This window comes from Deltaproteobacteria bacterium (genome assembly GCA_016874775.1).
Classification (GTDB): Bacteria; Desulfobacterota; Binatia; order Bin18; family Bin18; genus VGTJ01.
The window spans coordinates 1-23,332 of the sequence record VGTJ01000010.1 but is presented as its reverse complement, the minus strand read 5'-3'; the positions used below and the strand labels follow the sequence as shown (position 1 = coordinate 23,332).

20 protein-coding genes are annotated in these 23,332 nt (G+C 52.4%); 7 read left to right on the top strand and 13 right to left on the bottom strand.

Translation table 11 applies throughout. The annotated features are described in order from the left end of the window. Positions 1–31 precede the first annotated feature (31 nt). Positions 32–919: a TIGR03619 family F420-dependent LLM class oxidoreductase gene (locus tag FJ147_02800; GenBank protein MBM4254806.1), complete on the top strand. Its 888-nt coding sequence runs from the start codon at positions 32–34 to the stop codon at positions 917–919. 409 nt (positions 920–1,328) lie between these two features. Further along, positions 1,329–2,474: an LLM class flavin-dependent oxidoreductase gene (locus tag FJ147_02795; protein MBM4254805.1), complete on the top strand. Its 1,146-nt coding sequence runs from the start codon at positions 1,329–1,331 to the stop codon at positions 2,472–2,474. 227 nt (positions 2,475–2,701) lie between these two features. Here FJ147_02795 and FJ147_02790 read toward each other — a convergent pair whose 3' ends face one another. Then, positions 2,702–3,697, bottom strand: coding sequence for an oxidoreductase (locus FJ147_02790; protein ID MBM4254804.1), 996 nt, complete (start codon positions 3,695–3,697; stop codon positions 2,702–2,704). Between the two features lie 124 nt (positions 3,698–3,821). Here FJ147_02790 and FJ147_02785 point away from each other — a divergent pair, with 124 nt between their 5' ends. Then, positions 3,822–4,979 carry a Glu/Leu/Phe/Val dehydrogenase gene (locus FJ147_02785; GenBank protein MBM4254803.1) on the top strand — a complete coding sequence of 386 codons (1,158 nt, stop codon included), beginning with the start codon at positions 3,822–3,824 and terminating at the stop codon, positions 4,977–4,979. 45 nt (positions 4,980–5,024) lie between these two features. After that, positions 5,025–6,002, top strand: coding sequence for a tryptophan--tRNA ligase (gene trpS, locus FJ147_02780; GenBank protein MBM4254802.1), 978 nt, complete (start codon positions 5,025–5,027; stop codon positions 6,000–6,002). 103 nt (positions 6,003–6,105) lie between these two features. Here the strand turns inward: trpS and FJ147_02775 are convergent, their stop codons facing one another. The 5 genes from FJ147_02775 to FJ147_02755 all read right to left on the bottom strand — a co-directional run bounded on the left by FJ147_02775 (position 6,106) and on the right by FJ147_02755 (position 12,271). After that, complete coding sequence (locus tag FJ147_02775) at positions 6,106–7,062, bottom strand: hypothetical protein (GenBank protein MBM4254801.1); 957 nt, start codon at positions 7,060–7,062, stop codon at positions 6,106–6,108. Between the two features lie 100 nt (positions 7,063–7,162). Beyond that, positions 7,163–7,567: a hypothetical protein gene (locus FJ147_02770; GenBank protein ID MBM4254800.1), complete on the bottom strand. Its 405-nt coding sequence runs from the start codon at positions 7,565–7,567 to the stop codon at positions 7,163–7,165. A gap of 38 nt (positions 7,568–7,605) precedes the next feature. Next, complete coding sequence (locus FJ147_02765) at positions 7,606–8,628, bottom strand: transporter substrate-binding domain-containing protein (GenBank protein ID MBM4254799.1); 1,023 nt, start codon at positions 8,626–8,628, stop codon at positions 7,606–7,608. Positions 8,629–8,652: 24 nt separating this feature from the next. Continuing rightward, complete coding sequence (locus FJ147_02760) at positions 8,653–10,395, bottom strand: PQQ-dependent dehydrogenase, methanol/ethanol family (GenBank protein ID MBM4254798.1); 1,743 nt, start codon at positions 10,393–10,395, stop codon at positions 8,653–8,655. Between the two features lie 151 nt (positions 10,396–10,546). Beyond that, complete coding sequence (locus FJ147_02755; GenBank protein ID MBM4254797.1) at positions 10,547–12,271, bottom strand: PQQ-dependent dehydrogenase, methanol/ethanol family; 1,725 nt, start codon at positions 12,269–12,271, stop codon at positions 10,547–10,549. Positions 12,272–12,402: 131 nt separating this feature from the next. On the opposite strand from FJ147_02755, the gene FJ147_02750 reads away from it, so the two are divergent. Further along, on the top strand, positions 12,403–13,176 hold the full coding sequence (locus tag FJ147_02750) for an N-acyl homoserine lactonase family protein (GenBank protein MBM4254796.1): 774 nt from the start codon (positions 12,403–12,405) through the stop codon (positions 13,174–13,176). Positions 13,177–13,413: 237 nt separating this feature from the next. Here FJ147_02750 and FJ147_02745 read toward each other — a convergent pair whose 3' ends face one another. Both FJ147_02745 and FJ147_02740 read right to left on the bottom strand, forming a co-directional pair. Then, the gene (locus FJ147_02745) at positions 13,414–13,764 is read right to left on the bottom strand and encodes an ArsC family transcriptional regulator (protein MBM4254795.1); all 351 of its coding nucleotides are present in this window, start codon (positions 13,762–13,764) and stop codon (positions 13,414–13,416) included. A gap of 73 nt (positions 13,765–13,837) precedes the next feature. After that, positions 13,838–14,764: a HAMP domain-containing histidine kinase gene (locus FJ147_02740; GenBank protein ID MBM4254794.1), complete on the bottom strand. Its 927-nt coding sequence runs from the start codon at positions 14,762–14,764 to the stop codon at positions 13,838–13,840. 310 nt (positions 14,765–15,074) lie between these two features. Between FJ147_02740 and FJ147_02735 the strand changes: the two genes are divergently transcribed. Together FJ147_02735 and FJ147_02730 are read left to right on the top strand one after the other, a co-directional pair. After that, complete coding sequence (locus FJ147_02735) at positions 15,075–17,669, top strand: M1 family metallopeptidase (GenBank protein MBM4254793.1); 2,595 nt, start codon at positions 15,075–15,077, stop codon at positions 17,667–17,669. Positions 17,670–17,732: 63 nt separating this feature from the next. After that, the gene (locus tag FJ147_02730) at positions 17,733–19,073 is read left to right on the top strand and encodes a hypothetical protein (GenBank protein ID MBM4254792.1); all 1,341 of its coding nucleotides are present in this window, start codon (positions 17,733–17,735) and stop codon (positions 19,071–19,073) included. Positions 19,074–19,123: 50 nt separating this feature from the next. Here the strand turns inward: FJ147_02730 and FJ147_02725 are convergent, their stop codons facing one another. From FJ147_02725 to pqqB, 5 genes are read right to left on the bottom strand one after another with little or no spacing between them, the layout of a single operon-like run. After that, the gene (locus FJ147_02725) at positions 19,124–19,723 is read right to left on the bottom strand and encodes a hypothetical protein (protein ID MBM4254791.1); all 600 of its coding nucleotides are present in this window, start codon (positions 19,721–19,723) and stop codon (positions 19,124–19,126) included. Then, positions 19,720–20,826 carry a pyrroloquinoline quinone biosynthesis protein PqqE gene (gene pqqE, locus FJ147_02720; GenBank protein ID MBM4254790.1) on the bottom strand — a complete coding sequence of 369 codons (1,107 nt, stop codon included), beginning with the start codon at positions 20,824–20,826 and terminating at the stop codon, positions 19,720–19,722. Before pqqE ends, FJ147_02725 begins: the two co-directional genes overlap by 4 nt. A 5-nt stretch (positions 20,827–20,831) precedes the next feature. Further along, complete coding sequence (gene pqqD / locus FJ147_02715) at positions 20,832–21,113, bottom strand: pyrroloquinoline quinone biosynthesis peptide chaperone PqqD (protein MBM4254789.1); 282 nt, start codon at positions 21,111–21,113, stop codon at positions 20,832–20,834. Between the two features lie 11 nt (positions 21,114–21,124). Continuing rightward, on the bottom strand, positions 21,125–21,865 hold the full coding sequence (gene pqqC, locus FJ147_02710; GenBank protein MBM4254788.1) for a pyrroloquinoline-quinone synthase PqqC: 741 nt from the start codon (positions 21,863–21,865) through the stop codon (positions 21,125–21,127). Positions 21,866–21,900: 35 nt separating this feature from the next. Then, positions 21,901–22,824 (bottom strand): pyrroloquinoline quinone biosynthesis protein PqqB, encoded by a 924-nt coding sequence (gene pqqB, locus FJ147_02705; GenBank protein MBM4254787.1) that lies wholly within the window; start codon positions 22,822–22,824, stop codon positions 21,901–21,903. Positions 22,825–23,332 lie beyond the last annotated feature (508 nt).

Here is a 23,332-nt window from a genome sequence, read left to right as displayed (position 1 = left end):
TGTGTGTATCTCTCTGGAAGGAGGAGGCTCTATGCGGTTCGGCGTACATTTGGTTGCTGCTGGAAAAATGATCGAAGGAGATAGTATTGCTCGCGTTGCTCGGCGAGCAGAAGAATTGGGATACGATTCGTTGTGGGTAAGTGACCATATTGTTTTTCCAACGCACTTGCAGTCGGCCTATCCTTATTCTCCTGACGGCAAATTGCCTTTAGACCCCACCAATCCCTTGCTCGAACCGTTGACGGTACTCAGTTATGCCGCAGCAGTCACCAAAACGATCAAGCTGGGCACGAGTGTCCTCATCGTTCCGTATCGTGACCCAATCGTCACGGCCAAAATTGTCTCGTCGCTCGACGTCCTGTCTGGTGGTCGCTTTATTTTTGGTGTCGGTGTGGGATGGTTGGAAGAAGAGTTTCAGGTATTGCGACAAAATCTGCGCGACCGCGACGCCCAAACGCGTGAAGCGCTGTTGGCGATGAAAGCCTGCTGGACACAAGAGAACCCAGAATTTCACGGAAAGTTCTTTGACTTTACTGGCATCAAATTCGCCCCCAAGCCCCGCCAGCAGCCGCATCCTCCCATTTGGTTTGGCGGTAACTCGCGTCCAGCTCTGAAGCGGGCAGTGGAGTGTGGAGATGGCTGGCATGCGGTGTGGGAAACCCCAGAGGAAGTGACAGAAAAAGCGAAAATCCTCCGCGACTTGTGCACCAAGGCCGGGAAGAATTTTGCTGACTTTCCTCTCTCTATTAATGTCAACAACCGTGTCCCCTACACCATCGAGAACGTCAGGAAGTATGAAGATGCCGGTATCAGTATGATGTTTATGCCGCGCTCTTTTCAGGCAGACGTTACTGCCATGATTGACAACATGGAAAAATTGACCAAGGAAATCAAAGACCCCATTGAGAAACACCAGTAACCCCTACGCCAATAACTTATCCGACTTGTCTCCAGCAACCAAACGCACTCTTTACGACTACTATCGAGTTGCAAACTGCTTACGAGCAAGAAGAACACAAACGAGGCGAGTATAGCATAGGAAAATGCGGAAATGTGGGACGAGCGGGGCTCAAATTTAGGCAAAAAATGAGACCGCACTTTTTGCTGAACGCGTGCAAAAACACGGGAAATGTATTTGCACCGCAAGCCAACTCTTGAGAGAATACATACTTTATTTGCCAGGAGCGTAGACCTTTGACAGCAGAAACGTTCTTTGTCACATTGGCAAAAATTTTCTGAGAGAAAACAACAACTCTGTGTGTGCGTACACTGATTGAGAAGTAACAATTAGTAGACTGTCCTCGTCCACAACAGAGAGAGGAAAAACTATGGCAGATCGACATCTTGAGCTTGGTGTGTTTGCGCCAACCATTGGGTGTATGCCGCCTCAAGGCAAGTCCTCTTTCATGCTAGTCTCCGAAGCCGAGCAGCGTACAGAACCGACCTTCGACTACAACCGTCGTGTAGCAGAAATGCTGGATCGTGCGGGCCTTGAAGTCTTCTTCATGGCGCAACGCGGACGAGGGTTTGGTCCTTCGGATTTTTGGGGAACCTCGCTTGACTCACTCACCAGTGCCGCCGCACTGGCTATGGTCACAAAACAGATAAAAATTATTTCCACGGTCCACACCGCGTTTCTCCACCCCGGCGTTCTCGCGCGGATGGGCTCAACCCTCGACCAAGTCTCGAATGGTCGGTGGGGCTTAAACCTCGTTAGTGGTTGGTCGCACAAAGACTTTGAGATGATGAACATCCCCTTTCTCGCGCACGACGAACGCTACCAACAAACCGCGGAGTTTGTCGAAGTGTTGGAGAAATTCTGGACAACCGACTGGTTTAATCACCGCGGCAAGTATTTTACGATCGAGCAGGGGATCAGCAATCCGAAACCGGCCCATCTCCCACCGTTGTATAACGCAGGGAGTTCTCCAGCCGGAAAAGATTTCACTGCGCGTTACTGCGACTGGTATTTCACCGGTGCGGTAACGCCCCAACAAGTTGCCGCAGAAATTGCTGATGTCCGCGCGCGTGCCGCAAAACATGGCCGCACTGTCCGGTTTATCACCTATCTCTTTGTTTTGTGTCGTGAGACCGAAGCACAAGCCGAGAAAGAGGCTGACGAGATTCTTTCACAAGGAGACTTTGCTGCGGCACAAGAGTTGATCGAAGGGCTGACTGGCCAAACGATCGGCACTGCCGCCTCCATCATCGGGCAAGGTAGTACCCCAGAGCAGATGCTCGCTGCAGTTGTTCTTGGTGTCGGCAGCGCCAAATTGATCGGCACGCCAGAGCAGGTCGCCCGCAAATTAGCCCAACTCCAACAAGCGGGCCTCGACGCTGTGGGTCTCACTTTTCGTCACGTTGAGGAGGAAATGGCCGATTTTATCGATAAAGTCCTGCCATTGCTCGAAGACATGGGCGTTCGTCCCCCTCGGGCACAGAAAGTGATTCCGATCAACAGAGCGGTTGGATAAGCACAGGCTTGAGGCTCTAGGCTTCAGGCTGTAGAGAAGACGGAAACAGCTCAAAGGTCTGAGTCTTACTCCTTCCCTCAAGCCTAGAGCCTCAAGCCTAGTACCGTGTCTCATCACTTCGTGAGCAGTTGTAGGGCGTGCGCAGCGCGCCAACTGACTGGCGCGTGGTACGTGCCCTACGATTTCACCGTTAATGAACTTGCGAGACACGGTACTAAAGCCTGTTCCTACGCGTTCACATCAATCACGACTCGTCCACGTACCTGCCCTTTGAGAATCGCTTGGCCAAGTTCCGGCACTTTTGACATCGGCTCGACGGTCGTCATCGCATCAAGTTTAGCGATCGGTAGATCACGAGCTAAGCGTCGCCACCCATCTAGCCGTTGCGGCTTGGGACACATCACCGAATCGATCCCTAACAAGTTCACCCCACGCAGAATGAACGGATACACAGACGTAGGAAGAGTTGCACCGCCAGCCAGCCCACATGCTGCCACCGCACCGCCATAGCGTGTACCGCGTAAGACTGACGTAAGCGTCTCACCACCAACTGAATCGATTCCACCGGCCCAACGCTCAGCGTCAAGTGGACGACCAGACGGTTTCTCTAGTGCAGCACGTTCGACAATTGTTGTCGCTCCTAGGGACTTGAGATAATCGCCCAGTTCCGCGCGACCAGTCGAGGCGGCAACTTTGTAGCCGAGCTTGGCGAGAATCGCTACCGCAACACTGCCAACCCCACCAGCAGCGCCAGTGACAATCACTTCGTGTTCCCCCGGTTTCACTCCCGCGTGTTCGAGCGCCATCACACTCAGGATCGAGGTAAATCCCGCTGTACCAATCGCCATCGCTTGTTTCAGTGAGAATTCTTTTGGTACTGGCACTAGCCATTCCGACTTCACGCGTTGTTTTTGCGCAAATCCGCCCCAATGCGACTCGCTTAGTCCCCAACCAGTAATCAGCACTTGATCCCCAGGTTTATACTCTGCCGAACTCGACTCCTCGACCGTACCCGCCAAATCAATGCCGCACACCATCGGCAAGCGTCGGGCAATCTTCGCGGTCCCAGTCACCGCCAACCCATCTTTATAATTAAGCGTTGAGTACGCAACTCGGACAGTGACATCTCCTGCAGGAAGGTCGCTCACTGCGATCTCTTTCAATGTCGCACGCGTTTTTCCATCCACTTCTTCAGCAACAACCGCTGTTATTGTCTCAGCCATAACACAAGCTCCTATCCTATGACTTCCACCAACGACGAAACCTGGCCGAACCTACCACATGTCCCCACGTTTGACAGTGCCCTCAATCATCCTGAATAATCCCCTCTCGTAAGGAGTATGGCCCATGACGAATGTTCGCTCACGTGCGGTATCCACCGATCCATTCCGCTCTTATCAAGATGCCAGTGGCCCAGAGCGCATCTTCTCCTTTTATGATCCGATCTCGCAAATGCGCGCTGTGTTGGTAATCGATACTACGGCCTTCGGCGTCAGCGCTGGTGGCATCCGTATGCTGCCAGATTTATCACTCATGGAGATGGTACGACTCGCCCGAGCCATGACCTACAAGTATCTGATGCTCGAAGTGCAGTGCGGTGGTGCAAAGGCTGGCGTGTGGTACGACTCCACTACACAAGATCGCCAAGCAGTGTGGAATGCGTTTCTCGCAGCGATACACCAGTTTATTGAACAGCGCATGTATCTCGCTGGCACTGATATGGGCACGACGGAGGAAGACTTCCAATCGTTGCACCAAGAGGGGGCACGTCCGCGTTCAGGAAGTTTGCTCAAGCAAGTCATTGATGGACTCCCACTCGAAGATCAACTCACCGGCTTCGGTGTTGTTGAATCGGCTCGCGCCGCGGCAGGGTTCTTCGGTATCTCAATGCAGGGCGCGACTGTCGCTATCGAAGGGTTCGGCAAAGTTGGCGGCGGTGCAGCACGGTTCTGCGCACGCGCAGGAGCCCGAGTAGTCGCAGTCTCGACTATCGCTGGTACTCGCTATGATCCTGCGGGCTTAGACATCGAGCAGCTTTTCTTACTTCGTCGTACGCACGGTGACAACGCAGTATGTCATTACCCGCACGGAAAGTTGCTTTCATGTAACCGCCTGTTCTCCCTCCCAGTTGATATTCTTATCCCCGGTGCTCGCCCTGATGTGATCACTGCCAAGAATGTCGAGAAAGTCCAGGCAAGACTGATCGCTCCTGGAGCGAATATTCCCTTCACTAACGCCATCGCGAACCAATTATCGGCTCGCGGCGTCGGAGTCGTACCAGACTTTGTCGCCAACGGTGGCGGTGTCCTCGCTGCACTAGCAGATCTCCAAGGCCTCGATGTCGCTGCAGCCTTTCGCTCCGTGAGTGAACGAATCACGGCAAACACGACACTGGTCCTCACGCGCAGTCGAGACAATCACTGCACCCCTGTCGAAGCAGCAATACAAATTTGCCAAGAACGCTGGCGACAGAAAGTTTCCACGGGAAGAGTTCTGGCGGAGTAAGCTGAAAACTTGCTCAAGTCGGACGCGAAGGATAAGAAAGAGGCTATGGAAACCGTATTTAGTGGCATTCAACCGTCCGGCGAACTTCATCTGGGCAACTATCTTGGCGCAGTGCGTAACTGGGTCACTCTGCAAGAACAATATCGCTGCTTCATTTGCATCGTCGATTATCACGCGATCACGCAAAACTACGAACCTGAAACCTTGACCCAGCGCACGTTGGAAATGGCAACCGACCTCCTTGCGTGTGGCATTGATCCCGAACGAACCGTTCTCTTCGTCCAATCCAGCGTGCCAGAACACACTGAGTTATGCTGGATTCTCAACACTGTCACCCCTTTTGGTGACCTCGGGCGGATGACGCAGTTCAAAGACAAATCAGAGAAACAAGTCGATAACATCAACGCGGGGTTGTTCGATTATCCGGTACTGCAGACTGCGGATATCATTTTGTACAAGGCAACTGTCGTTCCCGTCGGAGCAGATCAGTTACAGCACCTGGAACTCGCCCGTGAGATCGTGCGGCGCTTTAACGGGCGCTGGGGAGAATATTTCGCTGAACCCAAAGCGCTGCTATCGACGACACCAAAGATTCTTGGTCTCGACGGTCAAGCCAAAATGTCGAAGTCGATTGGCAATACCATTGCTCTCGGTGAAGGTGATGACGGTATTCGACAGAAACTCGCCACAGCAGCCACGGATCCCGCACGCGTGCGTCGCAAAGACCCAGGCAATCCCGATGTGTGCAATATCAACACGCTGCACACATTTTTTTCTGATGAGGAACGTCTTCAGTGGGTGCGCTCAGGCTGTACAACGGCGGGAATTGGCTGCTTTGATTGTAAGAAGGCTCTCGCTGACAATCTGATCACCCATTTACAGTCTATTCGCGAGCGGCGTGAACGATTGCAAGCGAATCCCAAAGAAGTGGAAGACATCCTTCGCCAGGGAGCGCAGAAAGCCCGTGCGGTTGCGCAACAAACAGTGAAAGAAGTCCGGCAGCGAGTTGGATTGTGGTCCTGAATTGCAGTAGCCACCGTACCGGGAACCAGCAAGGCTCATTTTGACCGATCAGCTCTTTGGGTAGGCCGGAAATGCTTCGCTCATCCCGGCCTATATCTGCCGGTTATCGCGATACTGCCACTCCCCACGGCAAAGTACCGACGGAGATAGTTGTCAGAACCGTGTCGGTCTCGGTGTTGATGACGGCAACAGTGTTAGCACGTCCCACAGTGACATAAAGCTTCTTAGCATCGGGGGTAAGTGCTACCCACCACGCCCGTTCGCCTTCTAAGGGAATCGATTTGGTGACAGTATTGGTAGTCAGGTCGACCACTTTTACTTCTTTCGAGCGTCCGTGCGCAACGTACATTTTCTGGCCATCAGGGAGAATGGCAATACCCACCGGACGTTCACCCATCGGAATCTTGGCAACCTCAGTGTTAGTTTCAGTGTCAACCACATGGACTGAAGCAGACCGCTCACTGCTGACATAGAGGCGCTTATTATCTGGTGAGACAGCCACACCGCGCGGATTTTCCCCTACCTTAATCGAAGTCAATATCGTATTGGTGGTAGTATCAACGACATTCACGTCGTATGATGTCTCATTCGGCACATACGCACGTTTCCCATCGGGGGAAAGGATGACGGTCTCAGGCTCAATACCGGTCGCAATTCTCTTGCGAATCTTTTTGCTTTTCGCGTCGATGACCAGTAATTCGCCACCATTCTCATTGACAACATAGAGTCGCTTGCCGTCCGCAGTGATATCGATGCCTTCAGGATCAACACCAGCTTTTATTTTCCCCACGACTTTGTTGGCCTTGGTGTCGATCACAGAGACATCATTCGAGTTCCCATTGGAAACGTAGACCCGTTTGTTGTCAGGAGACACAACGACGCCGCGCGGACGCTGGCCGACTTTGATAGATGTCACCACTTGATCAGTCGCAGCATCTATCACCGTCACATCATCAGATTTCTCGTTGGTCACGTAGACGAACGGCGCGGCGAACGCGGATGAGGAAAGCGCAAAAAGCAGAAAGCCAGTAGCCAGTAGCCAGTAGCCAGTAGCTCGCATGGGAGAGAACGATGAATGCTGAACGATGAATGCTGAATGGATAAGATTCCTCTGTTGTAATTCGCTATTCATCGTTTTGTTCCTCTACTGACTACGTGTGTTAATGCGCTGGTGTGGCCGCTGCGCCGCTGTCTTGACATTTCGACACCGAACGGACATACGCCAGAATTTTCCATAGCATGTCGTCTGGTAAGCGCCCCTTAAAACCAATCATCTCAGTCTTTGGCACTCCGTCCTGCAGGGTTTTGAAAACAGCGGCATCGTCCCCACCATGTTTCCATTCACAATCAAATAAGCTTGGGCAACGACTGCCAGGGCGAGAGGCTGCTTCAGTGGCATGGCAATAGCCTGCACACACTCCCTCAAAAACTCCTTTGCCTTCTTTGATGGCCTTTTCATCTCCAGCAAACGGATTCTTTGTTGGAGGGGTCTGCGCGTGAGAAATATGACTAAAAGTGAAGAGGGTGAACAGGGTGACACCAACCAGGAAGAAAGGTCTCTGCATCGTGTGCGTATCTCCTGCCTGCTGTAAACACAGGTGGGTTATTTTAGTTTCAGTATCTCGGCATAGCTGTAGGTGGCTGCAAACGGCGTGTGATAGGGAATGCCATACCGTTCCATGAATGTCTTTAGCGTTCCATCAGCCGTGAGCTTTGCCAATGCCGTATCAATCTGGGTACGGAGTTCTGTATCGGTTTTTCGTGTTGCCACATGCTCATTCCAACAGACAGCCGCAGGTGGCTCATAGCCAGTCACAAACGCTAACTTCGCTTCTGGATGATTACGCAAGTGCCAGCCGGCCAGCGGTCCCCACAACAATGCAAGTTGCGCTTCGCCTTTGTTGATTCCTTCCAACGCTGCTGGCACCGAAAAGAATGTCCGTATCTTCGCCTTACGGGCACTCAGGACGAAGTTGGCAACTGTTTGCGCCTGGATTGCAACCGGAGCATCGCCCAGAGAATGCAAATTCTTCTGCGTTGCACCCTCAGCGCCAATCAACTCAAACGCAGCGCCGTAGTACGGCGCTCCGAGTTCTGCCTTCGGCGCATCTTTAATTGCGTCCGCACCTGGCATACTGAAGATCGCATCGCACTCGTTTCTCCCAAGTTTACGTGTCGGAAAATCACTCTCTTCGATTTCTTGGATCTGGGTATAGTTCTTTGCCCACACTGGGACAAACGAGCGGTTAAGCAGCCCTGCAACTGCCTTCGCAGTATCGAAGTCAAAGCCGTTATTCTCTTTCATTGACGATAAAGGCAGGTTGTCTTCAAGCAGGCAGACGCGAAGTTCGGTTTGCGCATCCGCAGCACTGACAGCGGGAGGAAAGAAAAACGCAGAGAAAAGCCAATAAAGAGGGATCAGAAGAGTGAGAAACCGTCGCAATGAATATCCTAAAAAAATGTGAGGTGCGTGATTCCCGAGAAAGCCTGTCCTGAGCCCAGTCGAAGTCTGGGAAGCCAAACAGTTTGCGTTCAGTTGGCAATTCACAGGACTGGATGCCTGCTCCCCAGTACAGACTGGGGACAGGCTACGCAGGTATGCCAAGCCCAGAACCGTCACGTTCATCTGCTCAAAATTCACAGTGGTAGACTATCTCGGCAATGCGTACACAATGATCGCACTGCCTTTGGTTCCTAGGGGATTCTCACCCACGATAGTCACTGCCAACCCACCACCGCCACTCGGTACGGCGACGTATTGGCGCCCCCCGATTTTATACGCCGTTGGTTGTCCACGGACCGTAGAGCCAGTTTGTGACTTCCACAGGACTTCGCCGGTCGCATCGTTAAAGGCCATCGCATAGCCCATTTGATTACCGGTAAACACCAGTCCCCCAGCCGTCGCCAATGTCCCACCCACTAACGGATAGTCATCTTTATAGCGCCACTTGATCGCGCCAGTGGTAGGATCAATCGCGGACAGGTGACCATAGGACGATTGATCATCGGCTTGGGTTGCCCCCGGGCCTCCGCCCCAGAATGGAATGCCTTGGATAAAGGTAGACACCGCCTTCTCCATCTTCCCGCAGCTTTCAATAACTGGGACATACATCAGCTTTGTCTGCGGACTATACGCGGCGGTATATGACCCGTTTTGCCCACCCACGTTACCTGGGCAGATATATTCTTTATTGCCACCTTCCACCGGCAAATACTTCGGATCGACGATCGGGCGGCCTTTCTCATCAAGGCCTTTGGCCCAATTCAGTTGTTCAACATATTGTGAGCCGTGGAGATACTTCCCATTGTTCCGGTCTAACACATAGACAAAGCCGTTCCGGTTCGGTTGAGCAAGCGCTGGCACCATCGCGCCACTGCGATTCACATCGACGAGAAACATGCCGGTGTTACCATCGTAATCCCATTCATCATGCGGCGTAAACTGGAAGTACCATTTCATCTCACCAGTATCAGGGTTTAAGGCTAACACGGAGTTGGTGTAGAGATTATCACCTTTGCGTGTATCACCATTCCAGTCCGGTGACGGGTTTCCAGTTGCCCAGTAGAGAATGTCAGCCTTTTGATCGTACGAGCCAGTCACCCAGGCCGGTCCGCCGCCAGTCTTCCATGAATCACCGGCCCATGTTTCTACACCCTTCTCCCCTTCGGATGGGATCGTGTAGCGTCTCCAGGTGCGTTTCCCGGTTTCGACATCATAGGCATCAATCCAACTGCGAACCCCATACTCACCACCAGCAATACCGATGATGACATTCTTCCTGATCACAAGCGGAGCGGCAGTCGAGCTATAGCCAACTCTGTAGTCATCCATCTCCACGTTCCAGATGACCTTGCCGGTTTTACGATCTAACGCGACCATGCGCGCATCCAGGGTCGCAACAAACACTTTGTCACCCGACAACGCAACGCCGCGGTTGGTTGGTCCGCAGCAGATTCGTAAATCGTCTGGAAGCGGGTGATCGTATTTCCAAATCGGCTCACCGGTCGCTGCATCTAACGCATACACATGATTGTAGGCAGCGACGACATACATAATCCCATCGGCGACGATCGGTGCGGTTTCCAGTTGTCCAGGGATTCCAGTTTGAAAAATCCAGGCGACCTGCAAGTTTTTGACATTCTTGGTGTTGATGTCCTTGAGTGGGCTGAAACGCCAATTCTGATAGTTCCCGCCGTACATCAACCAGGATGACGGGTCGTCAGTACCATTGAGCAAACGGGCCGTCGTTACGGGTTTCAAGTCCCACTCTTTCTTCCCGCTCTGCGCGTGCACGGCCAATGGGAAAAGCACAACAAGTGCGACAATACTTCCGGCGAATCGCCGTAACCAGGACTGCTGCATGGACACGATCCTCCTTGTGTTCAGCCACATCCTGGCTGAACGCGGTCGAAAGGTACTGTCTTTTCGGAAATGGGTCAAGGTAAGGCAAAAGCCGTTAGCTATTAGCCGTCAGCTATCAGCCAGACAAAGACGACAAATCGTTTTTTCCTTGTTTGAGGCTGATAGCTGAATGCTGAGAGCTTTACTGCGGCAGCGCAAACACAATCACCGCACTCCCTTTACTGGCCAGCGGAGGCTCGCCAGCCACGGTTGCGACAATGCCACCACCGCCAGAGGGCATCGCAATATATTGACGACCACCAATCTTGTAGGTTGCTGGTTGTCCACGCACTGACGCGCCAGTCTGGAACTGCCACAACAGTTTACCAGTGGTATCGTCAAATGCTTTGACATGTCCTTCTTGGTTACCGGTAAACACCAGGCCACCACCTGTGGCCAGCGTTCCGCCGAGCAACGGATACTTTTCTTTATGCCGCCATTTAATTGCGCCGGTTGTCGTATCAATTGCAGAGAAATGGCCGTAGGCTGTCCCGTCATCGCCCTGGCTGCCATTCCAACCTCCACCCCAGAACGGAATTCCTTGAATGAACGTTGCCGCTGCTTTTTTCATCTGCATGCAGCTCTCAATGACCGGGACATACATCAGCTTCGTCGTTGGACTATACGCCGCGGTATATGAACTATTTTTCCCACCTGGAGCACCCGGACAGATCCACTCTTTTCCTTCTTCTTGAGGAATATATTTGGGATCAACGATCGGACGACCATTCTCATCGAGTCCCTTCGCCCAGTTGAGTTGATCGACATACTGACCACCGTGGAGAAATTTTCCTGACGTCCGATCCAACACATACAGAAAGCCGTTACGGTTGGGCTGCGCCAGGGCTTTGACGTTTCGACCGTTCCGCATCACATTGACGAGAAACAGATCGGTGTTGCCATCGTAGTCCCAGACATCATGCGGCGTGAACTGGAAATGCCATTTCACTTCGCCAGTATCAGGGTTCATCGCCAGAACAGAATCGGTGTACAGATTATCGCCCTTACGTGCGTCACCGTTCCAGTCTGGTGAGGTGTTCCCCGCTGCCCAGAACAACACATCTTGTTCAGGATCGTACGAACCAGTGATCCAGGTGGGGCCACCACCAAATTTCCACGAGTCACCTTCCCAGGTTTCAACGCCTTTCTCCCCCTCACCTGGAGTGGTATAGGTTCGCCATTTACGTTCGCCGGTTGTGACATCATAGGCGTCGAGATATCCACGAACGCCATACTCACCGCCAGCGATACCAACAACCACTTTATCCTTCACGATCAGTGGAGCGACGGTCGAACTAAAACCGTTGGCATATTTATCGATCTCTACATTCCACGCCACTTTGCCAGTCTTGCGATCAAGGGCCACTAACCGCGCATCGAGCGTCGCCATAAAGACTTTATCGTCAGCAATAGCGACACCACGATTGGTTGGCCCGCAGCAAATCCGGATATCATCCGGCAAAGGGTGATCATATTTCCAGATCGCTTCACCGGTCACGGCATCAAGCGCAAAGAGATGATTATAGGACGTGGTCAGATACAGAATGCCGTCGGCAATAACCGGCGAGGCTTCTAATTGTCCAGGAATCCCAGTTTGGAAGATCCAGGCGACCGCAAGTTTCTTCACATTCTGTTTGTTAATGTCTTTCAATGCACTATAGCGCCAACTGTTATAGTCACCGCCATACATCAACCAGGCAGATGGATCTTCAGTGCCCTTCAACAAGCGTTCTTGCGTGACGGGTTTGAGGTCGTAGGTTTTTTCTTCCGCAGCTTGTGCAGCCCCTGAAAGCAAGACAAACAAGCTGGCGAGGGTGCATACACGTATCTCGCGCCCACGGCGAACCATAGCAATTTCCTCCTTCATAGAATGTCCATATTCCTCTATCGCTGGCGGCAAACTACTGAGTTTTGTCAGTTCGATCAAGGGAAGCGAACGCGCGCCCTAGACCTGACAGGCCGAATGGGGCAATAAAGAGACCCAAGGAGGGGCTCGTTATGATGCAAGTCTATTCCATGCCAGTCGGTTGGCTTGAATTCGATAGCAAACTGTTTTTCCCCAATCGCCCGCGTGGCACGATGCTGACAATCCCAGTGCCAAGTTATTTGATCACCCATCCAAAAGGCAATGTCGTGTTCGACACCGGCGTTCATTGCCAGGTCATGCAAGATCCGGTTGCGCGATTGGGTGAGGCGATGGCGAAGAGTTTCGTGTCACGCACCAAGCCGGGTGAAGAAATCGTGGCGCAACTCGCGCAGTTCAAACTCACGCCCAATGACATCACCTATGTCATCAATTCGCATTTTCATTTCGACCACTGTGGCGGCAATGAATTCTTTCCGCAGTCAACCATCCTTGTACAAAAAAATGAACTCGACGCCGCACGCGACCCGCAGTTACGTAAGAAAGTCCTCTTTGATCGCAAAGACTGGGATCACAAATTGAACTATCAAGCCGTTGATGGTGAACTCGACATCTTTGGTGATGGAACGTTGGTGATTATTCCAACCCACGGCCACACACCAGGCCATCAGTCACTACGCATTCGCATTACCGGCGATAGAGACTTCGTCGTCACCGGAGATGCCTGTTACACCAAGACCAATATGGATGAGAACTTGTTACCGTCCGTCGCCTATGACGAACAGGAGATGTACAAGTCACTGGCAACGCTGCGAGACCTACGCGATAAAAAAGGGGCAACGATCCTCTACGGTCACGACCCGGATCAGTGGAAGGAAGTACCACATGCCCCTGCCCCCCTCGCTTAGCCTCTCTCCTGACCGGGCGACAAAGCGAACGGGCGCATGGGCGATCAGTAGCATGGGCGATCAGTAGCATGGGCGATCAGTAGCATGGGCGATCAGTAGCATGGGCGATCAGTAGCATGGGCGATCAGTAGCATGGGCGATCAGTAGCATGGGCGATCAGTAGCATGGGCGAGTGGGCGCCGGTCCGCCCACTCGCTCTTTCGCCCATGCCGTTTTTACCTTCGCCATTTCTCCGCTTCATTCCCGATCTTGCCAATCCTTCCAAGTCTCTGGGCAGTACCCCACGGTTGCCTCTCGGCCGTTACGGACAATCGGCGTACGGAACAGTAAGGGATCATCAAGCAGGAGTGTCTCAATCTTCGCGGCATTGAATGAAGCGTGGGCAAGCCCTTTCTCAACGAAACGAGCGCTCGACCGATCGATGAGCTGATCGAGCGGCACTCGTCCAGCCACCGACTGTAACTCACCTTTTGAGAGTCCTTTTTCTTTCAGATCGACAAACTGAAAGCGAACGCCTCGCTCTTTGAAGAACCGTTGCGCTTTGCGGGTATCGGCGCATTTTTGCAAACCGAAAATTTGGATATTCATGTCGAACTCTCCGCACCTTACCATGAATGGGGAGCTGCGAGGAGTCAAGTTCGCAAGGTTTAGCGATCGATGACTATCTCGGTGTCAGCGGAAGCCAAATCCGAAACGTCGAACCACGGCCCACTTCACTCTCTACCGTAATCGTCCCCTTCAGCAAATCTAAGAAATTCTTGACGATATAGAGCCCAAGCCCTGCTCCCCCTCGACGTTGTGTCTCGGTAGTCCCTACTTTACGAAATGGCTGAAAGGCAAAGGGCACTTCTTCCTTTTCCATTCCAATTCCCGTATCAACGACACAGATCTCGACACCAAGGTCTTTTCGCTGTCCTCGGAGAGTGACCTGTCCTCGGTCGGTAAATTTCCGCGCATTGCTGAGCAAATTCCGTAACACAATCTTTATTTTGTCGACGTCCGTAGAGAACCCCATCTCCGGATCTTGTACCTCGAACACAAAGTCTAGCGGTGAGACGGCCCGTAACTCCTCTGTCTCTTTCCATACCTCTTCGAGGAGTTCACCCAAACGGATCTCTGTCAGAGAAAGGGCAGAACGGCCCACCTGGAGATGACTGGCATCGAGGAGCGCATCAATAAGGCCCAACAAATCACCAGCATTTTTTCTCACTCGTTTGAGAACCTCAGTTTGCTGGTCGGTCAAATCGCCAAACTCTCCTCCCTCTAAGAGGTCGGTATAGCCCAACACGACGCTAAGAGGAGTACGCAGTTCATGGCTCATCGTTGCCAGAAACTCTTCTCGGGCACGAATCGTTGCTTCGGTGATATCTTTGGCTTTCCGCAGTTCACGTTCCGCTTGCTGACGCGCAGCGGCTTCATGCTGTAGCAAATTTTTCGTGCGATCGAGTTCTGTCAGAGCCTTTTCTAATACCTCGGGGTCGAGTTGCGACTGAGACTCCAAGGTGCGCTCTTGTGCAACGGGCTGTTGTTCGCTGCTCGCTTGACTCGCCTTAGCGTCAGCATCTGACTGGTGTTTTTCATCTACCACCCTTGTTTCCCCCTTCCGCACCACCTGAAAGACCCCACTCCTCCTCTTCAAATATACCAAAAGTTATAATTTAACAACTGCAATTATCTTTATTTCTAAGAGTACATCTCTCTTTGAATAAGGGTTAGGAGAATTTTCTCCTTGTGAAATCCTGTATACAAACACACCAATTTACCTCGGTTCCAAAGCAAGAAAAGGCGCGCTCTTGATTCTTTAATCAGTTTCAGCGTAAAGGATCGCATGTTTCCCTAAGTAACAAGAAATGCACAGGCTACAGCGGCATGAGTAAGAGCAAAGCGAGGAACATGTTATGGCAGATACCCAAACACATGGAGCGTCGGCTGTTGATGAGCAGGCGTATAAATTACCAACCAATGTTCGCCCGGATCGTTATCAGATCCGCCTTACTCCAGATTTGACCGCCTTCACTTTTGCCGGCGAGGAAATCGTAACAATTGAGGTGTTAGAGCCAACGGCGGAGATTTGTCTCAACGCCGCAGAGCTGCAAATTCATGCTGTCTCGATTGTCTCAAAGAGTGGGAAGAAAGTCGTTGGAACCGCCACCCTGGATGAGATCAATCAACGTGCGCTGTTGAAGCTCCCTGATCAGCTTGCACGCGGTTCATATGAGCTACAGCTTACGTTTTCCGGAATCCTCAACGACAAGTTACATGGGTTTTATCGCAGCACGTACAAGGATACCCAAGGCAACGATAAGGTGCTCGCTTCCACGCAGTTTGAAGCTACCGATGCACGACGGGCATTTCCCTGTTGGGATGAACCAGCATGGAAAGCCGTATTCCAGACGACCTTTATCATTCCTGAGCATTTGACAGCCATTTCCAACACCGCTGTTGTCCGTGAATCTCCTCTTCCTGGTACTGGGAAGAAAGAGGTCGTCTTCGCCGACAGTATTAAGATGTCGACCTATCTGGTTGCTTTCATTGTCGGCGAGTTTGAGGGCACCGAGCCGGTTCATGTGGGCAAGACACCAGTGCGAGTGTGGGCGGTTCCTGGGAAACGGCACTTAGCACCCTTCGGCCAAGAAATCGGCGCAGCGTCGTTACGATTCTTCAGTGACTACTACCAGTACCCCTACCCTGGCGACAAGCTTGACCTCATCGCTATCCCAGATTTCGCGTTCGGTGCGATGGAAAACCTCGGCGCTGTCACTTATCGTGAGACTGCGTTGCTAGTTGATCCACACAACGCTGCGCGGCGCGATCTCGAACGAGTCGCCAATATCGTCTCGCACGAGAATGCACATATGTGGTTCGGTGATCTCGTCACCATGCGTTGGTGGAATGGATTGTGGTTGAACGAAGCGTTCGCCACATTCATGGCGGCGTTGGCAGTCGATCACATCAAGCCGGAATGGCAGCAGTGGACGAGCTTCGCGGTCTCACGCGCGAGCGCCATGCAAGTCGATGGCTTGCAGAGTACGCGTCCGATTGAATTCCCGGTGCATCGACCTGAAGAAGCACAAGGCATGTTCGATGTGCTGACGTACCAAAAAGGTGCGGCGGTCTTGCGCATGTTAGAGCAGTATCTCGGTGCAGAAGCGTTTCGTGCTGGGATCAGCCTCTATTTGAAAAAGCATGAATATGCGAATACTGAGACCACCGACCTGTGGGATGCCATAGAGGAAGCCTCGCGACAACCAGCACGTGCGCTGATGGATTCGTGGATCTTTCAGCCCGGGTATCCGATGCTGAAAGTGGAGGTGCAAGGGAACGACGTTGTCATTTCCCAGCAGAGATTCCGCTATTCGTCAGATGGAAACAGCCAACCGCAACTCTGGCACGTGCCGATTTTCCTCCGCGCAAAGACGGCACAAGGTATTCATGAACAGAAAGCATTGTTGACCAGTACAGACATACGCCTTACTCTCTCATCACAACCGGAGTGGGTCGTAGTGAACTCCGGGGGCCACGGCTTTTATCGCGTGCAGTACTCACGAGATCTGCAGAAGTGCCTGACAAACAACCTGGACAAAATCCTTACTGCCGTCGAACGCTTCAATCTCATCAACGACACCTGGGCAGCGGCGCAGGCTGGTCTGACACCCATGACGACGTACCTTGATCTCCTCTCGCTGTTCCGTGAGGAGACTGATCCAAATGTCTGGAACGTGATACTGGCATCAGCCCAATATCTCGATTACCTGCTCGATGCGCCGCAGCGACCAGCGTTACAGAAGTTTCTACGCCACCTCCTCACACCGATAGTGCAGAAACTGGGTTGGAATCCACAAGCAGGAGAAAGCGACCTGATCGGCCAGTTACGTGGTGACTTGCTGACTGCGCTCGGCACTCTCGGCGCAGACACAACGATTCAAGCCGAAGCGCGCACCCGCTATGCACAATATAAACAGAATCCAACATCAATAGATCGCAACGTCGTTCCTGCACTGGTCTCGATTGTTGCGGCTTGCGGTGACCTCGCTGAGTACGAGGAATTCACCTCGCAATACAAGCAAGCAAAAACACCGCAAGATGAGACACGCTATTTGTTTGCTCTTGCCACATTTCGTTCGCCCGAATTATTCGAGCGAACGTTACAGCTCACCATCAATGGTGAAGTCCGTACGCAGAATGCCCCTTATCTGATGCGCGCCCTGCTCCTCAACACGGAACTCCGCGAACGTGCATGGCAGTATATGAAAGACCATTGGGACGAGATGGGTCGCCAATATCCAGACAACTCGATCGGCCGGATGTGTGAAGGCATTCTCTCGTTGGTCACGCCTCAGCGAGAAGCAGAGGTCATCAACTTCTTTGCTTCACACCCGGTGAAACAGGCAGAAAAAACTGTGCAGCAACATCTGGAAAAGCTTCGCATTGCAGTCGCGGGAAAAGAGCGAGATGCGGCGAAGATTGCAAGGTATTTGACACAACAGGTCTAAGCCACACTACCAGAGCACCCGTGTGAGGTGGGCCATGCCCATCCTATACAATTGTAAAGCATTATGACACTGAGTGACATCTTGACCGGTATCCCGGACTACCGAGACTTTCCCACGCTGGAGGAATTACATCACAGCTCGTTGCGCCTAGTCGATGAATTTCCTGAACTCGCCAAACTACAAGTGATTGGCTCGTCTACCGATGGACGACCCATCGAACTACTCACCATCGGTCACGGCAAGCGTACCGTATTGTTTCTTGGAGCTCCGCATCCGAATGAACCGATCGGCGTTCTGACGCTTGAGTTCTTGAGCCGTCTTTTGTGCGAACAGTCGGAGCTGCGAGAACAATTCGATTGTACCTTCCTGATCGTCAAGGCATCTGATCCAGATGGACTCGCGCTGAATGAAGGTTGGTTCAAAGGGACATTCTCACCGATCAAGTATGCCCTGAATTATTATCGTCCACCACAAGATGAGCAGGTCGAGTGGGGCTTTCCGATCCATTATAAGACGCTGCACTTCACCACGCCTCCTGCTGAAACACAGGTAGTGATGCAGTTGATGCAACAATGCCGTCCAGACTTTCTCTCTAGTCTACACAATGCCAGTTTCTGTGGCGTGTACTTCTACCTCTCGCAACATCTCCCAGCGTTGTTCCCCCAGCTTCATCAACTGGTAGCGGATCATCGGTTACCACTGCATGGGGGAGAACCGGAGGTGCCGTATATTGAAGCTTGGGATCGCGCGATCTACCCGCTGTTTGGTGCACGCGAAGGCTACGATTTCATGGCGAAGAATCTTGGTGAAGATCCTGCGCCGTTTTTCTCAACCGGAACCAGCACTGATGATTATCTCAAGACGTTAGTGCCTCATGCGCTATCGTTCATTTGTGAACTGCCATATTTCACCGATCCCGCCCTTGAAGACCAAAGCCTGTCCGGTACGTCTCGGCGTAAAGCTATGGAAGACGGACTGCAACGTACCGAAGCAACGGTGCGGATTCTTGAAACGCATTTCAGTGCACTACGAGAACGGCTACCACAGAACCGCTTGTTTCGTTCAGTGGCTGAATATCTGCGCCGTACACCAAAGCGACTGATCGCGCAGCGTAATGCGTTGGCCAATCCCGCCTATCAGCAGGAAGCGACAGGAGCACAAGCCTTCGATGCACGCGTGTGCCGCAGCTTTCATTGTCTACTGTATTTGGGAGAACTGTATCGATTGGCAAGCGACATCGGCGAGAGAGAGCGGGCTGTGGCGATGCGTACACATATCGAGGAGCGCATGGCGCAGATCGAAGCCGAAGGGGCCCTGCAGATACTCCCTCTGCAAAAACTCGTATCACTACAAGTTGGGAGCGGGTTGCTGGCCCTGGCTGCTGGGACTAACGATCTCCCTTAGGAAGAAGGAACCTATAGACGTACCACACAACAAATACCAAACACCACTGACTACCGATTGAAATACGAGAATAGCCGTTGGCCGATAATCCCCACCAACGGCGGAAGGAGCAAACTCGGGATCGCCCGTGCTGCTGCAAAGGGCCAACCAAGGAATGGCGCCTCCCAAGAAAATAGGCGGGTCGGGGACAAAAGAGACTTAGCCGTAATGAAAGTCACTAATGGACCAACGCCGACACCTTGGTTGAACAGAGAGGCGGCAATGGGAAACACGACATAAGGACCACCGGGCATAGCAAGACCGATCAGCCACCCAATCAAGATCCCTTTGATACCAGACTGTTCGCCCATCCATTTAACCAGGAACTCACGCGGCACTAACACATCAAAGAAACCTGCCAGCAGAAATCCTAGCAGCAGTGGTAACCACACATCCTGTAAGAGCGACATTGAGGTCTGTAACCCACGCATTGGCAAGTCAGGACTTTTCAGATACGCCAAGATGACCATCAACAGGGTCAAGCCACCCATTACCCAAATCGAGGAATCCACGCCCTTCTTCCCCTTTTGCCGACCACGCCCACTTGGAGCACCTGTCGGGTTGTCTGTCGCTTTCGCGTTTGCCGTACTCGATTCCACTGGTTTGCTCATAAGCGACTCAATAATCGTTCGCTGTTTTTTTGATCCCGATACACAAGCGGAGCATTGTCCACGTGTTCTGCCGTAGCTATAGCCTCAACAATGACATCATGGCGAGGAGACAGATGACAAACAGGATCGGTAGCGGCAGGGTCACCGGTCAATAGAAACGCCTGACAGCGGCAACCGCCAAAATCCTTCGCTTTATTCGGGCAACTACGGCACGGCTCTTCCATCCACGCATCGCCACGAAACGCATTCAGTGCTGGCGACTCAGGCCATATCGTCTTCAACGATTGCTGCTGCACATTATCAAAGTGGAGATTGGGAATGGTGTGGGCAGCGTGACACGGCAATACTTCGCCGGTTGGTGTGATGAGCATGTACGTCCGTGCCCACCCTCCCATACAGGGTTTAGGTTCCTTCGTCAGATAGTCAACCTGCACGAAGACAATTTCCATTTTGCCGCGATAGCGTTCGCGTGCCTCCCGGGCTATGGCCGCGGCCTCATCACGTTGCGCTTGGGTTGGCAACAGGGTGTTCCTATTTTGCAATGCCCACGACACGTATTGACTATTGGCAAGCTCTAGTCGCTGAGCACCAAGTTCCGCGCCGAGAGCAATAAGCTCTGGCACATGGCCAATGTTATAGCGATGCACCACAACATTCAGCGTTAGTGGCAAGCCAAGCTTGGTAATTTGTCGCGCGACTTCTAACTTCTTGTCATACGAACGGACGCCAGCAATCAGCTCCGCTGTTTCGCGATCGGTATCTTGGATGCTTAACTGCACGTGATCAAGACCGCAGTCTCGAAACTCCCGCAAGTCGTCCTCACTCACTAACGTCCCACCCGTAATGAGGTTGGTGTACAGATCACATTTGCGCGCGTGACGTATCAACTCCGGCAGGTCTTTGCGAACCGTGGGCTCACCGCCAGAGAGATGCAGCTGAATAACACCTAACTCAGCAGCATCAGAAAACACTTGGCACCACTGCTCGGTGGTCAGTTCACCTTTTTTGAGCTGCAGATCGATGGGATTCGAACAATACGGACAGCGTAATGGGCAGCGGTAAGTCAGCTCGGCAACGAGCGTATACGGGCGAGGAGCAGCCATATAATCTACGACTCCAGCAAACCGCGGGTTTGCAAGCGTTCAAGCAGGACGTTCACTTCTTGCGCAATCACGTTACGATCCGCCCCAGTAAATTGCTCAACCAGAGCATCGATAACTTGCGACACCACGCGCTCGCCGTCGCACAGTTTGAGGATAGCAGCCGCACTATCATTTAATACCAACGCCGCTTCAGGAAACACGAGCATGTGCTTCTTCTCAACCGCGTCCCAACGCAAGCGCGCTTTCGAAGCCAGTCGCGGACGGAAATCAGCCGGTAGTTCAGCCATCGATCAATCGCTCACTTTCCCCACAACGGCGGTGGCAATCCTGGAGTGACATAGGCGAAATGCACGGCGTCAAGCAGGCTCCACAATATATGGCACTTGATAGTTAAGACACGCACGACACGCTCTTGCAAGTCTCGGGTTGTGCAGTTCTTTACCACGTAATCAAGACCAAACTCAACATCGCGCGGCGCCTGAATAAGGCGCGAACGAAAATACTCCAGTCCGCGCTGCTCCACCCACGGATAGTGCACTTCAAAGGCGGGCAGTCGGCGCGACATCAGCGTTGGCGCGAAAAGTTCAGTGAGAGACGACCCCACCGCTTCAACCAACGAATGGGTCTGTACTAAGGTCAAATAGGCATCGACAGCGAATCGCACCGCAGGAAGCACGTAGCGAAGGCTTTCCATGTCTTCGCGGCGCAGTCCGGCTGCCTCACCCAACACCAGCCACTTGTGAATACCGCCCGCTTCCTGGCCAGGTGTACCATCGTGGTCGATAATCCGCTGAATCCATGCCCGTCGTTCGACTGGCGTGGTCATCTTAGCCATGATCGCCGAATCTTTCTTGGGAATCATGACCTGATAGTAAAAGCGATTCTCAATCCACGCTTGCAATTGGCGCTTGGTGAGCTTGCCCTCGTGCATCAATACATGGAAAGGGTGCTTATCATGATACCCTTCCTCACCTACCGCACGTAGTTGCTGTTCAAACTCCTTCGGTGTCCACAGTGGTCGGGTTTCAGTTGTACTCATATACGCGTCTCAGTCTTCACCATCTCCAGACTTCTTCAAACCTCGAATTCCATACCATCAAATGCCACATCCCAGCCAGCCTCGGCGACAATCCGCCGCTCGGGCGCATCTTCAATGAGCAGCGGGTTGGTGTTGTTCATATGCGTATAAATTTTTCGCACCCCTTGCAACGACGCCAACTGCGCTAAGCTGCCTGTTGGTCCGCTGATGGGAACATGGCCCATTGAAAGAGAGGTCTTCTGCGAGAGGCCCAAGCGAACCAACTCATCGTCAGACCAACAGGTGCCATCGAAAAAGAAGCCCTGACAATTGTCCAACATGGAGCGGACCACCGCGTCAATACTTTTTACCGCCGGAAGATAGACCAGCGTACGGCCAGTCGCATCATTGGTCACTTTATATGCGATGGTCGCTTCATCCGACTCAGGCACCAAGCCGGTGAGATACGCAGGCGGCTTTCCTGGGGCACGCACTGCTTCAAACGAGAGGCCGCTACTCTTACCATCTATGCCAACCAGCTCCTGGCGGGTGTCTGGCTTCACAATCTTCCATTGGCTCAAGGTTGGCGCGCGAAACAAGCCGCGAAACACCGCATTGGTCTCTAGCACCCACTGCTGCACCTGGGCCGTCGAGTACACGCAAAGGGGTTGCGACTCGCGCAAAGAGAGAAGGCCAGTTATATGGTCGATCTCACCATTAGTGAGTAGAACCGCTTGAATCGGCGTGTCGCGTGGGACGGCCTGGGGCGACAAGCAAGGAGAAGAATTGATTTGTTGACGAATATCAGGACTGGCATTAAGCAGATACCAACGCTGTCCGTCCGCACTCAGAGCCAGCGAAGATTGTGTCCGTGCTTGAGCACGTAGCGTGCCTGAGCGAAACCCGTGACAATTGACGCAATTACAGTTCCACTGCGGGAAGCCACCACCTGCTGCTGATCCAAGCACTCTTACCCGCACGTTACGTTCCTCACGGTCGTGCAACAATCGCTACGTAATTAGTTAGGAGAGACATGAGGCAGGTACGGAAAGGCGAGCTTCCCCTTATGCGGAAAAAAGCTCGCCTTTAACAATACCAAAGTGATCGCTGATTAGTCCACGAAAATATATGAGCTGACTTCTGCATCCATGCGCACTTCGAGGAAATCGGGAGTTGTCCATGTCATGTGCGAATCACCTCCTTCTTGTCATGATCTCTATAAACTATATCGGCAGAAGTGGTTTGTCTATGACAAAAAAGATCGTGCCCTCTTGATAAAACTTACAGGCAAGATAATGACGTTTCCTCTTGAGCATCAAAAAGGCTTCATTTTGGCGAAAATTAGCAAAATTCAAAGGGTAAGGCATGGGCAAGAATTAAGTTACCGATTAAGAGCGAGGAAGAAGCGTATAGTTCCAATCGCCATGAAACTTACCGGGTTTGATATTGAGCGCTTGAAACTCATCGTCGGAGACCTGTAGGCCTTTG

Coding starts and splice junctions, on each gene's coding strand:
- FJ147_02730 (MBM4254792.1), top strand. CDS start 17,733: ATGACACTGAGTGACATCTTGACCGGTATCCCGGACTACCGAGACTTT.
- FJ147_02760 (MBM4254798.1), bottom strand. CDS start 10,395: ATGTGGCTGAACACAAGGAGGATCGTGTCCATGCAGCAGTCCTGGTTA.
- FJ147_02770 (MBM4254800.1), bottom strand. CDS start 7,567: ATGCAGAGACCTTTCTTCCTGGTTGGTGTCACCCTGTTCACCCTCTTC.
- pqqC (MBM4254788.1), bottom strand. CDS start 21,865: ATGAGTACAACTGAAACCCGACCACTGTGGACACCGAAGGAGTTTGAA.
- FJ147_02725 (MBM4254791.1), bottom strand. CDS start 19,723: ATGAGCAAACCAGTGGAATCGAGTACGGCAAACGCGAAAGCGACAGAC.
- trpS (MBM4254802.1), top strand. CDS start 5,025: ATGGAAACCGTATTTAGTGGCATTCAACCGTCCGGCGAACTTCATCTG.
- pqqE (MBM4254790.1), bottom strand. CDS start 20,826: ATGGCTGCTCCTCGCCCGTATACGCTCGTTGCCGAGCTGACTTACCGC.
- FJ147_02755 (MBM4254797.1), bottom strand. CDS start 12,271: ATGAAGGAGGAAATTGCTATGGTTCGCCGTGGGCGCGAGATACGTGTA.
- FJ147_02745 (MBM4254795.1), bottom strand. CDS start 13,764: ATGAATATCCAAATTTTCGGTTTGCAAAAATGCGCCGATACCCGCAAA.
- FJ147_02795 (MBM4254805.1), top strand. CDS start 1,329: ATGGCAGATCGACATCTTGAGCTTGGTGTGTTTGCGCCAACCATTGGG.
- pqqD (MBM4254789.1), bottom strand. CDS start 21,113: ATGGCTGAACTACCGGCTGATTTCCGTCCGCGACTGGCTTCGAAAGCG.
- FJ147_02775 (MBM4254801.1), bottom strand. CDS start 7,062: ATGCGAGCTACTGGCTACTGGCTACTGGCTACTGGCTTTCTGCTTTTT.
- FJ147_02790 (MBM4254804.1), bottom strand. CDS start 3,697: ATGGCTGAGACAATAACAGCGGTTGTTGCTGAAGAAGTGGATGGAAAA.
- FJ147_02785 (MBM4254803.1), top strand. CDS start 3,822: ATGACGAATGTTCGCTCACGTGCGGTATCCACCGATCCATTCCGCTCT.
- FJ147_02765 (MBM4254799.1), bottom strand. CDS start 8,628: ATGAACGTGACGGTTCTGGGCTTGGCATACCTGCGTAGCCTGTCCCCA.
- FJ147_02800 (MBM4254806.1), top strand. CDS start 32: ATGCGGTTCGGCGTACATTTGGTTGCTGCTGGAAAAATGATCGAAGGA.
- FJ147_02750 (MBM4254796.1), top strand. CDS start 12,403: ATGATGCAAGTCTATTCCATGCCAGTCGGTTGGCTTGAATTCGATAGC.
- FJ147_02735 (MBM4254793.1), top strand. CDS start 15,075: ATGGCAGATACCCAAACACATGGAGCGTCGGCTGTTGATGAGCAGGCG.